This is a genomic window from Succiniclasticum ruminis DSM 9236, from assembly GCF_900112895.1.
Lineage (GTDB): Bacteria > Bacillota > Negativicutes > Acidaminococcales > Acidaminococcaceae > Succiniclasticum > Succiniclasticum ruminis.
Genome location: NZ_FONL01000003.1, coordinates 16887 through 31401, shown reverse-complemented (window position 1 = coordinate 31401; position 14515 = coordinate 16887). Strand labels below are relative to the sequence as shown.

The following is a 14515-nucleotide window of genomic DNA, read 5'->3' as shown; positions in this document are numbered from 1 at the left end:
CTTACCTGAACTGGCGGATGAACCGCAGATCGTTTTCAAAGAATAACCGTAAATCGTCAATGCCGTATTTCAGCATGGCAATTCGTTCCACCCCCATGCCGAAGGCATAGCCGTTCATGACTTTGGAATCGTAGCCGCTCATCTCCAGCACGTTGGGATGCACTTCCCCGGCGCCCAAGATTTCCAGCCAGCCGGAATGTTTGCACACGTTGCAGCCCTTGCCGCCGCAGATCACGCAGCTGATGTCCACCTCGCAGCTTGGCTCCGTGAACGGGAAGTAGCTGGGACGCAGACGAATCTTCACGCTGCTGCCGAACATTTCCTTGCAGAAGGTTTCCAGAGTACCTTTCAAATCTGCCAGGCTGATATTTTTATCCACCACAAGTCCTTCCACCTGATGGAACATGGGGGAATGGGTGGCGTCGTAATCGTTTCGGTACACCGCGCCGGGGGAAATCATGCGGATGGGAGTGTTAGGCTCCTTGCTCTGCATGGTGCGGGCCTGCACGCCACTGGTCTGAGTGCGCAGCAGGAAATTGTCCGTAATGTAGAAGGTATCCTGCATATCACGGGCCGGATGATCCTTGGGCAGGTTCAGCGCTTCAAAGTTAAAGTAGTCGTTGTCGATTTCCGGGCCTTCGATTACATCGAAGCCCATGTGCATGAATATCTTTTTGATTTCCCGGTTGGTCAGCGTGATGGGATGCAGATGCCCGCCCGCTGGTTTGCGCCCAGGCAGGGTGATGTCCACTTTATCGTTGGCAATTTTTGCTTTCAGTGCTTCCGCCCGCAAAATCTCCGTGCGGTCTTTCAGGCACTGCTCCAGCGTCTGCTTTACCTGGTTAACGATTTCGCCGATCTTCGGACGTTCTTCTGCCGGCACCTTGCCCATGCCCCGGAGGATTTCCGTCATGGGACCTTTGCGACCAAGATATTTTACTTTCAAATCCTGCAACTCCTGGGAGCTGGCTGCTGCTTCCAGGTCTGCCAGCGCTTTTTCCTTCAGCTCCAGCAGCATTTCTTTCATGCTCATGTTCATGCCTCCTGTGAAAGCAATAAAATAAAAAACTTCCGTCCCTGTGAAGGGGCGAAAGTGATGTTCCGCGGTACCACCCTACTTTAAAGGAATTACAGATTAAACAAGTTCAGACAAATCAATCCGTGACTCCTATACTCTTGCGCCTTAACGCGGCAAACGCTCTGCCTACTTTATACTCCCGCAGGTTCAGCAAAGGCACTCCCGGGTGAACTTCACGCAGTTTCCGCAATCCGGCTCCCACCTGCCCGGACTCTCTTTATGCTTTGAAAACGCTACTCTCCCGTTCCTTGTGCAATGTTTTGATTAGGGACGTTATGCAATTGACTTAAGTATTATAGCACAACTAGGAACGTTGGGCAAGGGAAAGTGACGTTTAATCTGTAAACTCCGCAATCTCCTCCAGCGCGGCCACAATTTTCTTCAGCCCCGCTTCGTCCGCTTCCGTAAAACGGTTCTTTACCGGGCTGTCAATATCCAACACGCCTACCAGTTTCCCATTTTTATGGATGGGAATCACGATTTCCGCATTGCTTGCGCTATCGCAGGCAATATGCCCGGGGAACTGATGCACGTCATCCACCCGCTGCACCTTGTCGTGCAGTGCTGCCGCTCCGCACACACCGGCGCACAAGGGAATACGGATACAGGCCGGGTTTCCCTGAAACGGTCCCAGCACTAAGGAGTCACGGTTCATGAGATAAAAGCCGGCCCAGTTTAAATCCGGCAGGGCGTTCATCAACAGCGCGGAGGTGTTGGCCAGTACCGGCAGCCAGTAGTTCTCTTCTTCGCCCAGAGCTTTTACCTGCTGCACTAATAAATCGTAATCAGGTGTCATATGCCTGGGTGTCATATTATTACTACTATTCATTATTCTCACCTGTCCTGTAGAAGAAACGATGGCTTTCTTCTTTAATCAAAATAATATCTGCTTTTACACAAAAAAGCAAATATATCCGCATTATTCACAGTTTGTTCGCTCGAAATTGCGCCTGCCTTGTAGTATAATATTTACAGCAAGGCTCTCACAAATTTTTTTACGGTTTTTCATTATAAAGGAGGTCTTTATCATGTCAAGATTTACATTACCCCGCGACCTGTATCATGGAAAAGGCGCGCTGGAAACACTGAAAACCTTAAAAGGCAAACGGGCTATCGTCTGTGTAGGCGGCGGCAGCATGAAACGCGGCGGCTTTCTGGACCGGGCGCTGGCCTATCTGAAAGAAGCCGGCATGGAAACCAAGGTGATCGAAGGGATTGAAAGCGATCCTTCCGTGGAAACCGTCATGAACGGCGCGGCCGTCATGCAGGAATTCCAGCCCGACTGGATCGTAGCCATGGGCGGCGGCAGCCCCATCGACGCTGCCAAGGCAATGTGGATCAAATACGAATATCCCGAAACCACCTTTGCCGATATGTGCAAAGTATTCGGACTGCCGAAACTGCGCACCAAGGCTCATTTCTGCGCTATCTCTTCTACCAGCGGAACTGCTACGGAAGTCACGGCGTTCTCCATCATCACCGATTACCAGAAGGGCATCAAATATCCCATCGCCGATTTTGAAATTACGCCGGACATCGCCATCGTGGATCCGGACCTGGTTCACACCATGCCCCAGAAACTGACGGCCCACACCGGCATGGACGCCATGACCCACGCTATCGAGGCTTATGTTTCCACTGCCCATAGTGCATATGCGGACGCGTTGGCTATCCATGCCATTGAACTGATCCAGGCAAACCTGGTAAAATCCTACAATGGCGACATGGAAGCCCGGGACATCATGCATGACGCCCAGTGCCTGGCCGGCATGGCTTTCTCCAACGCACTGCTGGGTATCGTTCACTCCATGGCTCACAAGACCGGCGCGGCCTTTGCTGATTACGGCGCCCACATCATCCACGGTGCGGCCAACGCCATGTACCTGCCGAAAGTAATCAAATTTAACTCCAAAGACCCTGCCGCCCTGAAACGGTACGGCGTCATTGCGGACTACATGCACTTGGGCGGCAAGAGCGACGAAGAAAAAGTCGATCTGCTGATCGCCTACCTGCGGAAGATGAACGACGACCTGAACATCCCCCACAGCATCAACCACTACGGACCGAAGGGCCTGCCGGAAGACAAAGGCTTTGTGCCGGAGGAAGTGTTCCTGGAGAGAGTGGAACGCATCGCCGCCGACGCCATCCTGGATGCCTGCACCGGTTCCAATCCGCGCCAGCCCAGCCAGGAAGAAATGGTGAAGCTGCTGAAGTGCTGCTACTACGATACGGAAGTTGATTTCTAAAAATACTTGTGAATTTTGCAGGAGGGGTTAAATATGAAAAAGCTGTTTATTCTTACACTCGTATTGATGATGACTTTCATGGGTTCCGTGTCCGCTTCTAAAAGCAAGTTTAAAGATCCTAATTACAATTTCAGCAACATAATGAATTTGTATCTGGCGGAATGCGTTTACACGCCCAAATCAAATCATCCCCACGATCTGCAGGAAGACAGCAATCCTACAGGCCGCGCCCTGAACTCCCTGCGAACCGCCCTCGCTAAGAAGAATAAAAATCTTATTATACCCCCTGAGGAACCCACAAGAGCAAGATTAGACCTGCTTCTTGCCGTTCATACCCTTGCCACCTACACTTACTGGAAAGAACCCTGGGTGGAGGAAATATATGAAAACAAGAAAATTGTTGAGAAAGGCAGAGATGGCAGGGAACGCTCCATCACCATCCCGGTAAAAAGGCTGATCCAGCATCCGGGCGAATGGATTACCAATGCTTATGCCGAAGTGGAGTTTACGCTGAAAGACCGCAACACCGGGCATACCGTTTATAACTGCATCGATACCCGGGAACGGCAGGATTCCGGTTACGACGGCATGCTGAACCGCATCTGCAACGACTTTGTCAATGATTTGAAGTAACTTAATTCTTATACAGTAAAACAAAACCGCTGCGTGGGAAAGATTTTCCCAACGCAGCGGTTTTCAATTGCAAACAGTTAACGGAAAAACTTACGCTGCCGTAACCCTTCAAATAAAATGATACCTGCCGCCATGGCCACATTCATGGATTCAGCCTGTCCTGCCATGGGAATGAACAGGCGTGTTTCCGCCGCAGCCTGCAGTTCTTCCGCCACGCCGTTGGCTTCATTCCCGAAAATAAAAGCCATCTTTTTACTGAGGTCTGCTTTATACATATTTTGCGCATTCTTCAAAGCGGTAGCTGCCGGTTCATAGCCATGGCGATAACACCAGGTAAGCGCTTCTTCCGGAAAAACATCCTGAATAACGGGCAAATGGAACAGCGAACCCATGGAAGCCCGCACCACTTTTGGCGAAAATGCGTCTACACAGCCTTCCAATAGAATGATTCCCAGAGCCCCTACCGCATCTGCCGTGCGGATAATCGTCCCCAGGTTACCCGGATCCTGGACACGGTCCAGAATGATAACGGGCGCGTTGTTGTCCGATGACGTTCCCGGATTAAGCTTCTGCAGACTGTCCTCCGGCATTTTAATCAAAGCCAGCACGCCCTGGGGCGTTTTTGTATCACTGAGTTTTGCCATTACTTTTTCATCGACACAATAAAGGCGCACGCCCTTTTCTTCTGCTGTTTTTATGATTTCCGTTAATTTGTTCTCTTCAGTCTTTATGAAAAACAGCTCGGACACGTCAGCAAATTGCACCGCTTCTGTCACCGCGCGCAGACCTTCCGCAAAAAATGTCCCTGTTTCCGTCCGGTACTTTTTTTGTTTCAGGTTTGCAACATCTTTTACGCGCTGGTTGTTAACGCTGGTAATGATTTCCATATTATCCACTCCCAAAACAATTCCTGTTTTAAGATAATTATAACATATAAAAAAAGAACCTGAATGAATTCAGGTTCTTTCTTCTTGTATATTTTTCACAAATTACAGCGCGCCTTTTGCGGTTTCAACCAGCTTTGCAAATGCGGCAGCGTCGTTGATTGCCATATCAGCCAGCACCTTACGGTCCAGAGCGATGCCGGCTTTGGTCAGGCCGCAGATGAAACGGCTATAGGACAGGCCGTTAGCACGGGTTGCAGCATTGATACGGGCAATCCACAGACGGCGGAACTCGCGCTTTTTGGCGCGACGGTCACGACGTGCATACATCAGCGCTTTCATTACGGTTTCATTAGCTTTTCTGAATAACAGATGCTTTGCTCCGCGATAACCTTTTGCCAGTTTCAGAATGTGTTTATGACGACGATGGGCAGTTACGCCAACTTTAATTCTTGCCATGATTGTTCTCCTCCTGTATCCTCAAACTCTTATGCGTACGGCAGCATTTTTGCTACGCGTTCATGATCGGTTTTGTGAACGAGACCCGCTTTACGCAGATTTCTCTTACGGGCAGGAGATTTATGTTCCAGAATGTGGCTGCGAAATGCTTTCGCGCGTTTGAATTCACCGGTACCGGTAACTTTGAAGCGTTTTGCCGCGCTTCTGCGGGTTTTCATCTTAGGCATAATTTACATCCTCCTTCATTTACTTTTAGGCGCAACGATCATGGTCATGTTGCGTCCTTCCAATTTCGGTTTCTTTTCTACGACGGCTGCAGGACCCAATTCCTCAGCCATTCTGACCAGCAACGCCTCGCCCAGTTCCGGATGGCTCATTTCACGGCCACGGAACATAATCGTGACCTTGACCTTGTTGCCTTCCTCCAGGAAACGCGCCGCATTCTTAAACTTAACGCCAAAGTCATGGTCTTCAATACCGGGGCGCAGCTTTACTTCTTTAATTTCAAAGACTTTTTGTTTCTTACGGGCTTCTTTTTCCCGTTTCTGCTGCTCATAACGATATTTGCCATAATCCAATATCTTGCACACGGGGGGACGGGCCTGCGGGGAAATCTCCACCAGGTCCAGATGACGTTCCTGGGCAATGGCATTCGCCTCACGGCTGGACATAATGCCCAACTGCTGTCCGTTCTCGTCAATTACGCGTACCTCGCGCCAGCGGATATCATCGTTAATGCGTAAGTCTGCCTTGCTAATAGCGGTTCACCTCCAAAACAGGATATGTAACAAAAATGAAAACGCGGGCGGAACAAAATCCACCCGCGCGAATCGCTGTATTCAACCCTGTCGAGCGTAGCCGCAAGGTGAGAAGCGGATGGCTTCTTCTTTGTTACTGGGATATAATAGCACAGAGCTCGTGCAATGTCAAGTATGCTGCAGATTTTTTTAAAACCCGGGCACTGTTAATTATTACGGATGCAACCCCGTAACCAGATAAAGTACCAGACCTGCCACACCGGAAGAAAACAACAGCGTGATAGTGCCAGTCTTTTTCTTCTGGGCGAACCAGGCCAAAACAAAAATTACTACCGCGACCAAATCTGTCTTTGCCAAATCTACCGGCAGCTTCTCCTTATTCCAGAAGGCCAGTAATATGAAATTAAGGCCGGCACTGCCGATCAGTGCCACCACAGCTGGGCGCAATCCATTCAGAATTCCGCGGATAGCGGATACATTTCCATACTTATAATACAGGTAACCTAAAAACAAGACAATAAAAACAGAGGGGAAAACAAAACCCAACGTGGCTGCAATGGAACCGGGAATACCGGCTACTTTGCTTCCCACAAAGGTCGCAGCATTAATGCCGATAGGTCCGGGAGTCATCTGGGAGAGTGTGAAGATATCCACAAATTCATTCATGGTAAGCCAGCCATGCCGGTCAATTACCTCTGCCTGAATCAAGGGCATGGACGCATAGCCGCCGCCTACACAGACAAGTCCTACCGCAGCGAAGCTGAGGAACAACTGTAACAGAATATCCATCTGCTTCCACCTCCTTAATCATATTGGGGGTCGCGCATCAGAAACAGTCCGATGATGGCGTCCACTGCTATAATATGCATGATGTTGATTTTGAAAACAACCGCGGCAATAAAGGTTCCCGCCATGACAATGAGAGGTATTGCCAGCTTTTTCTTCACCTGCTTGACCACCAGATCCAGTACCACCTTTATCAGTATAGCCGTCACGCCGCACTGCATCCCTTTCAAAAACATCCTCACATACGGGTTGGAAGCAAAGGCATCATAAAAAAACGAAATGATGGTAAGGGTGATCAGCGGTGGAAGGACGGTAGCAAACAACGCCGTAAGGCTTCCCAGAAAGCCGCCCATCCGGTACCCCATAATAATAGAAGAATTTGCCGCCATAACACCCGGCGCACTCTGAGCGATGGAAACCAGGTCCAGCGCTTCGTTTTCTTCCAGCCAGCCATACTCATCCACAAATTTTGCTTTCATCAGAGGAATGAGAACAAATCCTCCGCCCACGGTAAAAGCACTGATAAGAAAAGTGGAAATGAATAATTTGCGGTAACTGAACGGCTCTTTAAAAGCCGCTTTTTCCAATTTTTCTTCTGCATCTTTCGTTTTATCCATGTATCCCTCCAGCTGAAAAAAGTCAGCGGATTCTTAGTCGCGTCGTCCCCGCATATTTTTAAACCAGTACAGGGGAAAAAATATGATCCATGCCATAAAGGTTCCGAAAGCCCACAACAGCGCCCGCGGGTTATTATGATTGCGCGCGTCGTTATGCACATAGTAGGCAAGGTACAGGGATATTATGATAGCAAAAGGGCTGATACCCGTAACGCCCGGTTCAAAAATAGAATCCAGCATAAGCCTGCTCTCCTTTTGATAAACTCCTGCGCCGTATCCTGTTCATTTCGAATACACCGGTACATCCGGAAGCATCCCTTTGGCAGAACGGCTGCGTGACCGGAATTTATTTTTATCCTGCTGCAGTTTTACGATATCCACTTCAAACAACCGGTTCCAGGGGAATACCACATCAAATTTCGTACCTGCCGTTATATCATAATTAACTGCTAACCTGCTGATAATGTCCAGAGCCTGTTTTTTGATTTTCGGCATCATTTCATTTAATGTGTATTTATATGCCGACTTTTTATTCTTTTCCAGTTCGTCCGTAATAAGCCGCCTGGCATTAGACTGATAATACCAATCATCCAAAATGCGCTCCCGCATCAGCATCAGCTGTTTCTCTTTCGCAATCCGGGGCGCCAGCATTCCCTGGGCAATCGCGAAACCGACGGTATTGTCTGCTGTATTCCATCCGTTGTAGGCAGATAATTTATCCGTAAAGCCCCGCAGTGACATTTCATTCATAAAGCCGTTATCACCGCCATTGGAAAAGGCTACATCAGCCAGTGAAACATTTGCGCCTTTTTCTAACATTTTTCCCAGATTTACAATATAACGTTTATTTGCCGGGGAAGCATAATACTGGTTTGAGAGATTGGTAGAGTCGTACATTGTCCCGTCCGCAGGCGTATTGATGGCCAGGACAACATCCGCTGCGTCGGGGCTGTATACAATTTTTCCGCCTGCAGCAACGATCTGCTCCGGAACCGATTTCCCCAGCGGCATATCAGAATATTGCGGAATGGTTTTGGGACCGACACCTTCCACATACAGCGGGCAAACCGCCGGAGTCCGGTTTTCCAAGTCGTTTACCGCACGTGTTAACATCAACAAACCCAACTGGTCCACACCGGGCAGTATCTGGAAGGACTCATCAGACAGGTATGCATTGTTCAGGGATATTTTTCGTGCTTCCATATGTGTGTGAGACAGAGGAGCGTTATCATCCTTGCCGATGGCAAAATAATCAAACCGTCCCACCCGGGTCAGCATTGCCAGCTGGTGGTTGATTGCCATGTTCTTATTGCGGCGGTCCAGCCAGTCTTTCAGATGGTCCTTTGCCAGATTCCGTTCAAATGCGCCGACTTCAAAATCTTCCAACAGTGTTTCCGCATGCAGGTCCGACTTGTCAGAAAGCTGGGAATACCGATAAATGGCCGGCCCCACATTGGAATAGTACTCCGGTTCTACATTGCCATAGCTTTCCCGGGGAGTGCGCATCAGAGTACTGAATCCATAAAAACGGGTGTCTTTATCCACTTGCAAGTCACGGAGACGTTTAACCCTGGCCTCCAGATTTGCCATGGTAAGCGAATGGGTGCGGGAAGCTACCAGCCCCCCATAAATCAGGGCATCTGTAGAAATTACGGCAGCATCTACCTTTTCCGCCCTGCTCTCCAACCATTTCCAAAGCTTTTCCGTATCTGCTGCAGAAGTACGGGTGGCCAGCAGATTTTCCGGCGGCGTATAGATTTTATAGCCAGCCGCTTCCATAACTTTCACCGGATAAGAAAAGCAGACCGGACGGTTATCCAGAGGAATAAACAGAAGTGCTGTTTTTTCTTTTGCCAACGCTGCCGTTCCGGAAAGCACGCACAATATGAAACTGAACAAAGTTATAAATGTCTTAAACAACCGTAATTTGTTCATAATTAAGTCAGATATTCTCCCTTATGTAGAAAGCATAATATACCATTTTAGTTTTGTATTATATAATTATAACGCAAGCTCATTTAAAAGGAAAGTACACATTCTGATTTTTATTTACATTACGAAAATTTTCACGCTTGACACGTAAGTTTAAAGTGCTATAATTTACGCATAAACAAAAACCTTAAAAGTAATGCGAAGGACGATGTTTTGCATACTGCCTTACAGAAAATGCCGCAATTGCTGAGAGCGGCAGCGCAAGCGTAAAACGGAACCACCTTCAAACTGCCTTGTGAAAAGTTTTATCTGATTAGCAAGCGCCGCGTAAACTGCGTTACCGGTTCTTGAGTGGGCTGCCTTTGCAGCCAATGAGGGTGGAACCGCGATTAACCTCGTCCCTGTGTGTAGGGAACGGGGGTTTTTTATTTTCCGGAAAACTTTTGTGATTCGTTCAACGGTCTGGGTGGAACAGTTCTCCGGTTTTGTTTGAAATCCCGCGTTTCCGAAGAAGCATTCGTTATTTTAGGAGGAAAAAGGAAATGTCAAATGTAAAAGTAACCTTAAAAGACGGCAGTGTAAAAGAGTTTGCCGCCGGCACCAGCTATCTGGAAATCGCAAAGAGCTTAAACCAGAAATTAGGCAAGCAGGCTTTGTTGGCCGTGGTGGACGGAGTGAACAAAGACCTCAGTGATATTATTGAAAAAGACGCTGTCGTTGAATTTGTTACGCCCGACACCAAGGAAGGCCTGCATGCCATCCGTCATACTGCATCCCATGTGATGGCCCAGGCCATCCAGCACCTGTTCCCGGGAGTAAAGTTCGCTATCGGTCCTGCCATCGACACCGGATTCTATTATGACATCGACAGCGAACATGTCTTTACGCCGGAAGACCTGGCCGCCATTGAAAAGGAAATGGCAAAAATTGTAAAACAAAATCTTCCGCTGGTACGCAGTGAAGTTCCCCGCAAGGATGCCCTGGCCCGTTTTGCCGCGGAAAAAGAAATCTATAAAGTGGAACTGATTAACGATCTGCCGGAAGACGCGGTCATCAGCCTGTATACCCAGGGCGACTTTACCGACCTGTGCGCCGGCCCCCACTGCCCCTCCACCGGACGGGTAAAAGCTTTTAAACTCATGAGCCTGGCCGGAGCTTACTGGCGCGGCAACGAAAAAAACAAGATGCTGCAGCGTATATACGGAACCGCATTCCCCAGCAAGGAAGAACTGGACGACTACCTGCACATGCTGGAAGAGGCTGAAAAGCGCGATCACCGTAAGCTGGGTAAAGAACTGGATATCTTCAGCATGCACGATGAAGGTCCCGGCTTCCCCTTCTTCCATCCCAATGGCATGCGCCTGCGCAATGCCATTCTGGAATACTGGCACCAGGTACACCGCAAATACCTGTATGAACAGGTCATGACCCCCATGATCATGAACCGTGATCTGTGGATCCGTTCCGGCCACTGGGATCATTACCGGGAAAATATGTATTTCACCAAGATCGACGATATGGATTACGCCATCAAGCCCATGAACTGCCCCGGCGGTATGCTGGTTTACAATACCCGCCCCCATTCCTACAAGGAACTGCCGCTGCGTTACGCGGAACTGGGCCTGGTTCACCGTCATGAGTTATCCGGCGCGCTGCACGGCCTGTTCCGTGTCCGTTGCTTCACCCAGGATGACGCCCATATCTTCATGACCCCGGAGCAGATCCAGCCGGAAATCACCAACGTGATTAAGCTGTTTAACGAAGTGTATTCCACGTTCGGCCTGAAATACCATGCAGAACTGTCCACCCGCCCGGAGAATTCCATGGGCGATGACGCTTCCTGGGAACTGGCCACAGAAGGCCTGCGCAAAGCGCTGGAAGCCAACCATCTGGATTACATCATCAATGAAGGAGACGGCGCTTTCTACGGCCCGAAAATCGACTTCCATCTTCAGGATTCCATCGGCCGAACCTGGCAGTGCGGCACCATTCAGCTGGACATGCAACTGCCGGAAAAATTCAACTGCGAATATACCGGAGAAGACGGACTGAAGCACCGCCCGGTTATGATCCATCGCGTTGTTTACGGTTCCATTGAACGCTTCATCGGCATCCTGATCGAACATTATGCCGGCTCCTTCCCCGTATGGATGGCTCCCAATCAGGTCCGTGTAATGCCCATTACCGACAAGCAGCAGGCGTACGCCAAAGAAGTCAATGACAAACTGTTTGAACTTGGCTATCGTACCCAGCTGGACGACCGCAATGAAAAGATTGGCAAGAAGATCCGGGAAGCCCAGGTGCAGAAGGTTCCTTTCATGCTGATCGTCGGCGAAAAGGAAGCCGAGTCCGGTACCGTTGCAGTCCGCCAGCGCCACGGCGGTGATCTGGGAGCCATGAGCCTGGGAGACTTCATCGCCCGCTTGCAGAAGGATATTGACGAGAAAGTAAACGACTAATTGTAAATTAACCCGCTTAACTCGTGCAGTCAGGAAAAGACATCACAAAATGGCGAAACGGATCTGAAAACAGAAACGTTTCGCCGTTTCATTTTCCTGATTTCGCAGGCGCTTTATCTTCCTGCAACCATTGCATTTTCGGGACAAAAACCAAAATTTCATTTGGAGGCAAAATTCTGATATGTTATAATGGTTTTATCTTACAAACATTTCAGGACGAGTAGTATGAAAGAACTTATATTGACACCAAAGCAGAAACAGCTTGCGCTGGCCAAAAAACGGAGACAAAACTGGCGCAGGCAGGTGCAAAACCAGGTTAACAAAAATGAAATCCCCCATCCCTGCCGTTGCGGTTTTATCGTTTTTGACCTGGAAGGCGCCGGCTTTCTGGAAGAAGATATTACAGAAATTGCCGCTATTCGGGTTTCTCCTTCCGGTGAAGTCCAGGAAATCTACCAGCAACTGGTAAAACCGATTACAAAATTGAACAAGCGGGTCGTCGCCATAACCGGAATTACCGAAGATATGCTGGCGGAAAAACCAAAATTAGCCGATGTGCTGGATGATTTCTTTGCCTTTGTCGGTGACAGCATTGTATTAGGGCATGATATCGGTTACAACGATATTATGAATATCAATATGGCTTGTCGCAGATTTCACCGTCAGAAGCTTTTCCTGCCCAGATTTCTGGACACGGAACGCATCGCCAAACGCCTGTTGCCTACACAGACAGGCGGCAAATTCGGTCTGGACGCGCTGATGAAATATTACAATCTCCAGGCGGACGGTGAGCATCGCGCCCTGGTCGACTGCTACTCCGCCTGGGCCCTTTACCGGTGCCTTCTCAAAGAATACGAAAACAAAAAAGAAGAGTTGTAACAAAGCTTTTTACAGTTTTTGTTACAACCCTTTTTTATTTGAAATTCATCATTTCAGAAAATCTGTATTTCCTTTGTTTGGACTTGATCAAAACGGCTTAAATTTCCTCATAACAGCTCTGGCTACATGATACCCGTCAAGAGCCGCACTCATAATGCCACCCGCATAGCCACAGCCTTCACCGCAAGGGAAAAGTCCCTCATGGGTCACGCTTTGGAAATCTGCGCCGCGTACAATCCGCAGAGGCGCTGACGTACGTGTCTCTACTCCTGTCAGAACGCCAGATGGCCCGTCAAATCCCCGGATCCTGCGGCCGAAGTATTGGATCCCCTGTTTTAATGTATCTGTTACATAGTTCGGGAGAATCGATTCCAATGCACATTCCGCCACACCAGGCCGGTAACTTGGCATGGTTGCAGAAAAAGACTTTTCGGCTTGTCCGGCCGGACTTACAGTCTTGTTTTGCATTGCCACTTCTTCCAGGTATTTCTGTGCGTCACGTAATGTGGGCTGATTCCCCTGCAAAAAGCTCTGTACGCTTTGGGCAGGGGCTTTATAGTTTTTACCGCCTGCCGCAAAAGCCATTGCTTCATATTTTCTCTGAAACGCTACACCTGCCAACGGATCCAGCCCAAAATCATCGGGGGTAACATTAACCACCAGCGCGCTGTTGGCAATGCCGCTGTCCCGCTGATACAGGCTCATACCGTTGACTACTACTCCGCCTTCCTCGGAAGCTGCGGCGACGACCTGCCCGCCCGGGCACATGCAGAAAGAATAGGCTACGCGTTTTTTATCTTCCGTATGATAAACCAGCGCATAATCAGCCACACCAAGCCGTGGGTGTCCGGCAAAATCCCCATACTGCGCTTTATCAATCAACAGTTGGGGATGTTCCACGCGCACACCTATGGCGAACGCTTTCGCTTCCATGCCAACACCGATGGCAGCCAGCGCCTTATATGTATCCCTTGCGCTGTGTCCGCAGGCCAGGATAACCGTTTCTGCCGGAAGTACCGTCCCGTTATCCAGCAACAGACCGGTCAGTTGCTTACCTTTTACCAGAAAATCAACAGCCTGGGTCTCGCAGCAGATCTCGCCTCCGCAGCGTTCAATTTCCGCAGCCAATCCCTGCACCATGGCCCGTAACTTATCCGTTCCCACATGAGGTTTGTGCTCAGTTAAAATCTCCTGCGGAGCCCCGGCTTTAACAAACGCCTGGAGGATGTCGGCCATTACCGGATCATTGACACGGGTAGTCAGCTTGCCATCCGAAAAGGTTCCGGCTCCGCCCATACCGAACTGAACGTTAGACACCGGGTCAAACCTTCCGGTTCGCCAGAACCTGTCAACATCCGCCACCCTTTTCTCTACTGTCCTTCCCCGTTCAATAACCACAGGCCTGTATCCGTATTTTGCCAGTTCCAAAGCCGCGGTAAGACCGGCCGGACCTGCGCCGATGATAACGGGGCGTTCTTTCATGGGCATTTCTCCCAGTTGGGGGGCTTCCGGCTGTGCAGCGACAAATATGCTGACACCCGGTTTCTTTAGTATGTTCCGGCTAACAGACTGGGGCAAATCCACTTCCGCGGTAACGTGATACAGCAGTTCTATATTATTCTTTCTGCGCGCATCGACAGCGCGGTGCAGCACCTGTACCTTCTGCAATGCCGACTTCCTTACGCTCAGCTTGTCCGCCACACATTCTTTTAATGTTTTCTCTTTCAGCAGGCTCATCCGGACATCATTTACCCGCAGTTGCATAACCGTCATTGCATTCTTCT

The 14515-nt window shown here is 49.4% G+C and carries 15 protein-coding genes and 2 other annotated features; of the genes, 4 read left to right on the top strand and 11 right to left on the bottom strand.

Going from position 1 to position 14515, the window contains the following annotated elements:
• Position 1: 1 nt before the first annotated feature.
• Together pheS and BM159_RS03420 are read right to left on the bottom strand one after the other, a co-directional pair.
• Positions 2–1027, bottom strand: coding sequence for a phenylalanine--tRNA ligase subunit alpha (pheS, locus tag BM159_RS03425; protein WP_093730189.1), 1026 nt, complete (start codon positions 1025–1027; stop codon positions 2–4).
• A 53-nt stretch (positions 1028–1080) separates the two neighbouring features.
• Positions 1081–1336: a binding site (T-box leader), on the bottom strand.
• 76 nt (positions 1337–1412) lie between these two features.
• The gene (locus tag BM159_RS03420) at positions 1413–1874 is read right to left on the bottom strand and encodes a GAF domain-containing protein (RefSeq protein ID WP_093913042.1); all 462 of its coding nucleotides are present in this window, start codon (positions 1872–1874) and stop codon (positions 1413–1415) included.
• Positions 1875–2106: 232 nt separating this feature from the next.
• Here BM159_RS03420 and BM159_RS03415 point away from each other — a divergent pair, with 232 nt between their 5' ends.
• Together BM159_RS03415 and BM159_RS03410 are read left to right on the top strand one after the other, a co-directional pair.
• Positions 2107–3324 (top strand): iron-containing alcohol dehydrogenase, encoded by a 1218-nt coding sequence (locus BM159_RS03415; protein WP_093912873.1) that lies wholly within the window; start codon positions 2107–2109, stop codon positions 3322–3324.
• A gap of 33 nt (positions 3325–3357) precedes the next feature.
• Positions 3358–3957: a hypothetical protein gene (locus tag BM159_RS03410; RefSeq protein WP_093912872.1), complete on the top strand. Its 600-nt coding sequence runs from the start codon at positions 3358–3360 to the stop codon at positions 3955–3957.
• Between the two features lie 77 nt (positions 3958–4034).
• Here the strand turns inward: BM159_RS03410 and BM159_RS03405 are convergent, their stop codons facing one another.
• The 8 genes from BM159_RS03405 to BM159_RS03370 form a co-directional block, all read right to left on the bottom strand.
• Entirely contained in the window at positions 4035–4844 is an 810-nt protein-coding gene (locus tag BM159_RS03405) for a TrmH family RNA methyltransferase (protein ID WP_093912871.1), read from the bottom strand.
• Positions 4845–4946: 102 nt separating this feature from the next.
• Entirely contained in the window at positions 4947–5300 is a 354-nt protein-coding gene (rplT, locus tag BM159_RS03400; RefSeq protein ID WP_093912870.1) for a 50S ribosomal protein L20, read from the bottom strand.
• 29 nt (positions 5301–5329) lie between these two features.
• Positions 5330–5527: a 50S ribosomal protein L35 gene (gene rpmI / locus BM159_RS03395; RefSeq protein WP_093912869.1), complete on the bottom strand. Its 198-nt coding sequence runs from the start codon at positions 5525–5527 to the stop codon at positions 5330–5332.
• A gap of 15 nt (positions 5528–5542) precedes the next feature.
• Positions 5543–6058: a translation initiation factor IF-3 gene (gene infC / locus BM159_RS03390; protein WP_093912868.1), complete on the bottom strand. Its 516-nt coding sequence runs from the start codon at positions 6056–6058 to the stop codon at positions 5543–5545.
• 29 nt (positions 6059–6087) lie between these two features.
• Positions 6088–6195, bottom strand: a sequence feature (ribosomal protein L20 leader region).
• Between the two features lie 76 nt (positions 6196–6271).
• Positions 6272–6847 carry a chromate transporter gene (locus tag BM159_RS03385; RefSeq protein WP_093912867.1) on the bottom strand — a complete coding sequence of 192 codons (576 nt, stop codon included), beginning with the start codon at positions 6845–6847 and terminating at the stop codon, positions 6272–6274.
• Positions 6848–6861: 14 nt separating this feature from the next.
• On the bottom strand, positions 6862–7461 hold the full coding sequence (locus BM159_RS03380; protein ID WP_093912866.1) for a chromate transporter: 600 nt from the start codon (positions 7459–7461) through the stop codon (positions 6862–6864).
• Positions 7462–7494: 33 nt separating this feature from the next.
• Positions 7495–7701 (bottom strand): hypothetical protein, encoded by a 207-nt coding sequence (locus BM159_RS03375; RefSeq protein ID WP_093912865.1) that lies wholly within the window; start codon positions 7699–7701, stop codon positions 7495–7497.
• 42 nt (positions 7702–7743) lie between these two features.
• Positions 7744–9396 (bottom strand): DUF4127 family protein, encoded by a 1653-nt coding sequence (locus tag BM159_RS03370; RefSeq protein WP_093912864.1) that lies wholly within the window; start codon positions 9394–9396, stop codon positions 7744–7746.
• A 539-nt stretch (positions 9397–9935) separates the two neighbouring features.
• Between BM159_RS03370 and thrS the strand changes: the two genes are divergently transcribed.
• Positions 9936–11852 (top strand): threonine--tRNA ligase, encoded by a 1917-nt coding sequence (thrS, locus tag BM159_RS03365; protein ID WP_093912863.1) that lies wholly within the window; start codon positions 9936–9938, stop codon positions 11850–11852.
• Positions 11853–12077: 225 nt separating this feature from the next.
• Positions 12078–12731, top strand: a complete 654-nt coding sequence (locus tag BM159_RS03360; RefSeq protein WP_177205893.1) for a 3'-5' exonuclease — start codon at positions 12078–12080, stop codon at positions 12729–12731.
• Positions 12732–12818: 87 nt separating this feature from the next.
• Here the strand turns inward: BM159_RS03360 and BM159_RS03355 are convergent, their stop codons facing one another.
• Positions 12819–14495, bottom strand: coding sequence for an FAD-dependent protein (locus BM159_RS03355; RefSeq protein ID WP_093913041.1), 1677 nt, complete (start codon positions 14493–14495; stop codon positions 12819–12821).
• Between the last annotated feature and the right edge of the window lie 20 nt (positions 14496–14515).

Coding starts and splice junctions, on each gene's coding strand:
- pheS (WP_093730189.1), bottom strand. CDS start 1,027: ATGAAAGAAATGCTGCTGGAGCTGAAGGAAAAAGCGCTGGCAGACCTG.
- BM159_RS03420 (WP_093913042.1), bottom strand. CDS start 1,874: ATGACACCTGATTACGATTTATTAGTGCAGCAGGTAAAAGCTCTGGGC.
- BM159_RS03415 (WP_093912873.1), top strand. CDS start 2,107: ATGTCAAGATTTACATTACCCCGCGACCTGTATCATGGAAAAGGCGCG.
- BM159_RS03410 (WP_093912872.1), top strand. CDS start 3,358: ATGAAAAAGCTGTTTATTCTTACACTCGTATTGATGATGACTTTCATG.
- BM159_RS03405 (WP_093912871.1), bottom strand. CDS start 4,844: ATGGAAATCATTACCAGCGTTAACAACCAGCGCGTAAAAGATGTTGCA.
- rplT (WP_093912870.1), bottom strand. CDS start 5,300: ATGGCAAGAATTAAAGTTGGCGTAACTGCCCATCGTCGTCATAAACAC.
- rpmI (WP_093912869.1), bottom strand. CDS start 5,527: ATGCCTAAGATGAAAACCCGCAGAAGCGCGGCAAAACGCTTCAAAGTT.
- BM159_RS03385 (WP_093912867.1), bottom strand. CDS start 6,847: ATGGATATTCTGTTACAGTTGTTCCTCAGCTTCGCTGCGGTAGGACTT.
- BM159_RS03380 (WP_093912866.1), bottom strand. CDS start 7,461: ATGGATAAAACGAAAGATGCAGAAGAAAAATTGGAAAAAGCGGCTTTT.
- BM159_RS03375 (WP_093912865.1), bottom strand. CDS start 7,701: ATGCTGGATTCTATTTTTGAACCGGGCGTTACGGGTATCAGCCCTTTT.
- BM159_RS03370 (WP_093912864.1), bottom strand. CDS start 9,396: ATGAACAAATTACGGTTGTTTAAGACATTTATAACTTTGTTCAGTTTC.
- thrS (WP_093912863.1), top strand. CDS start 9,936: ATGTCAAATGTAAAAGTAACCTTAAAAGACGGCAGTGTAAAAGAGTTT.
- BM159_RS03360 (WP_177205893.1), top strand. CDS start 12,078: ATGAAAGAACTTATATTGACACCAAAGCAGAAACAGCTTGCGCTGGCC.
- BM159_RS03355 (WP_093913041.1), bottom strand. CDS start 14,495: ATGCAACTGCGGGTAAATGATGTCCGGATGAGCCTGCTGAAAGAGAAA.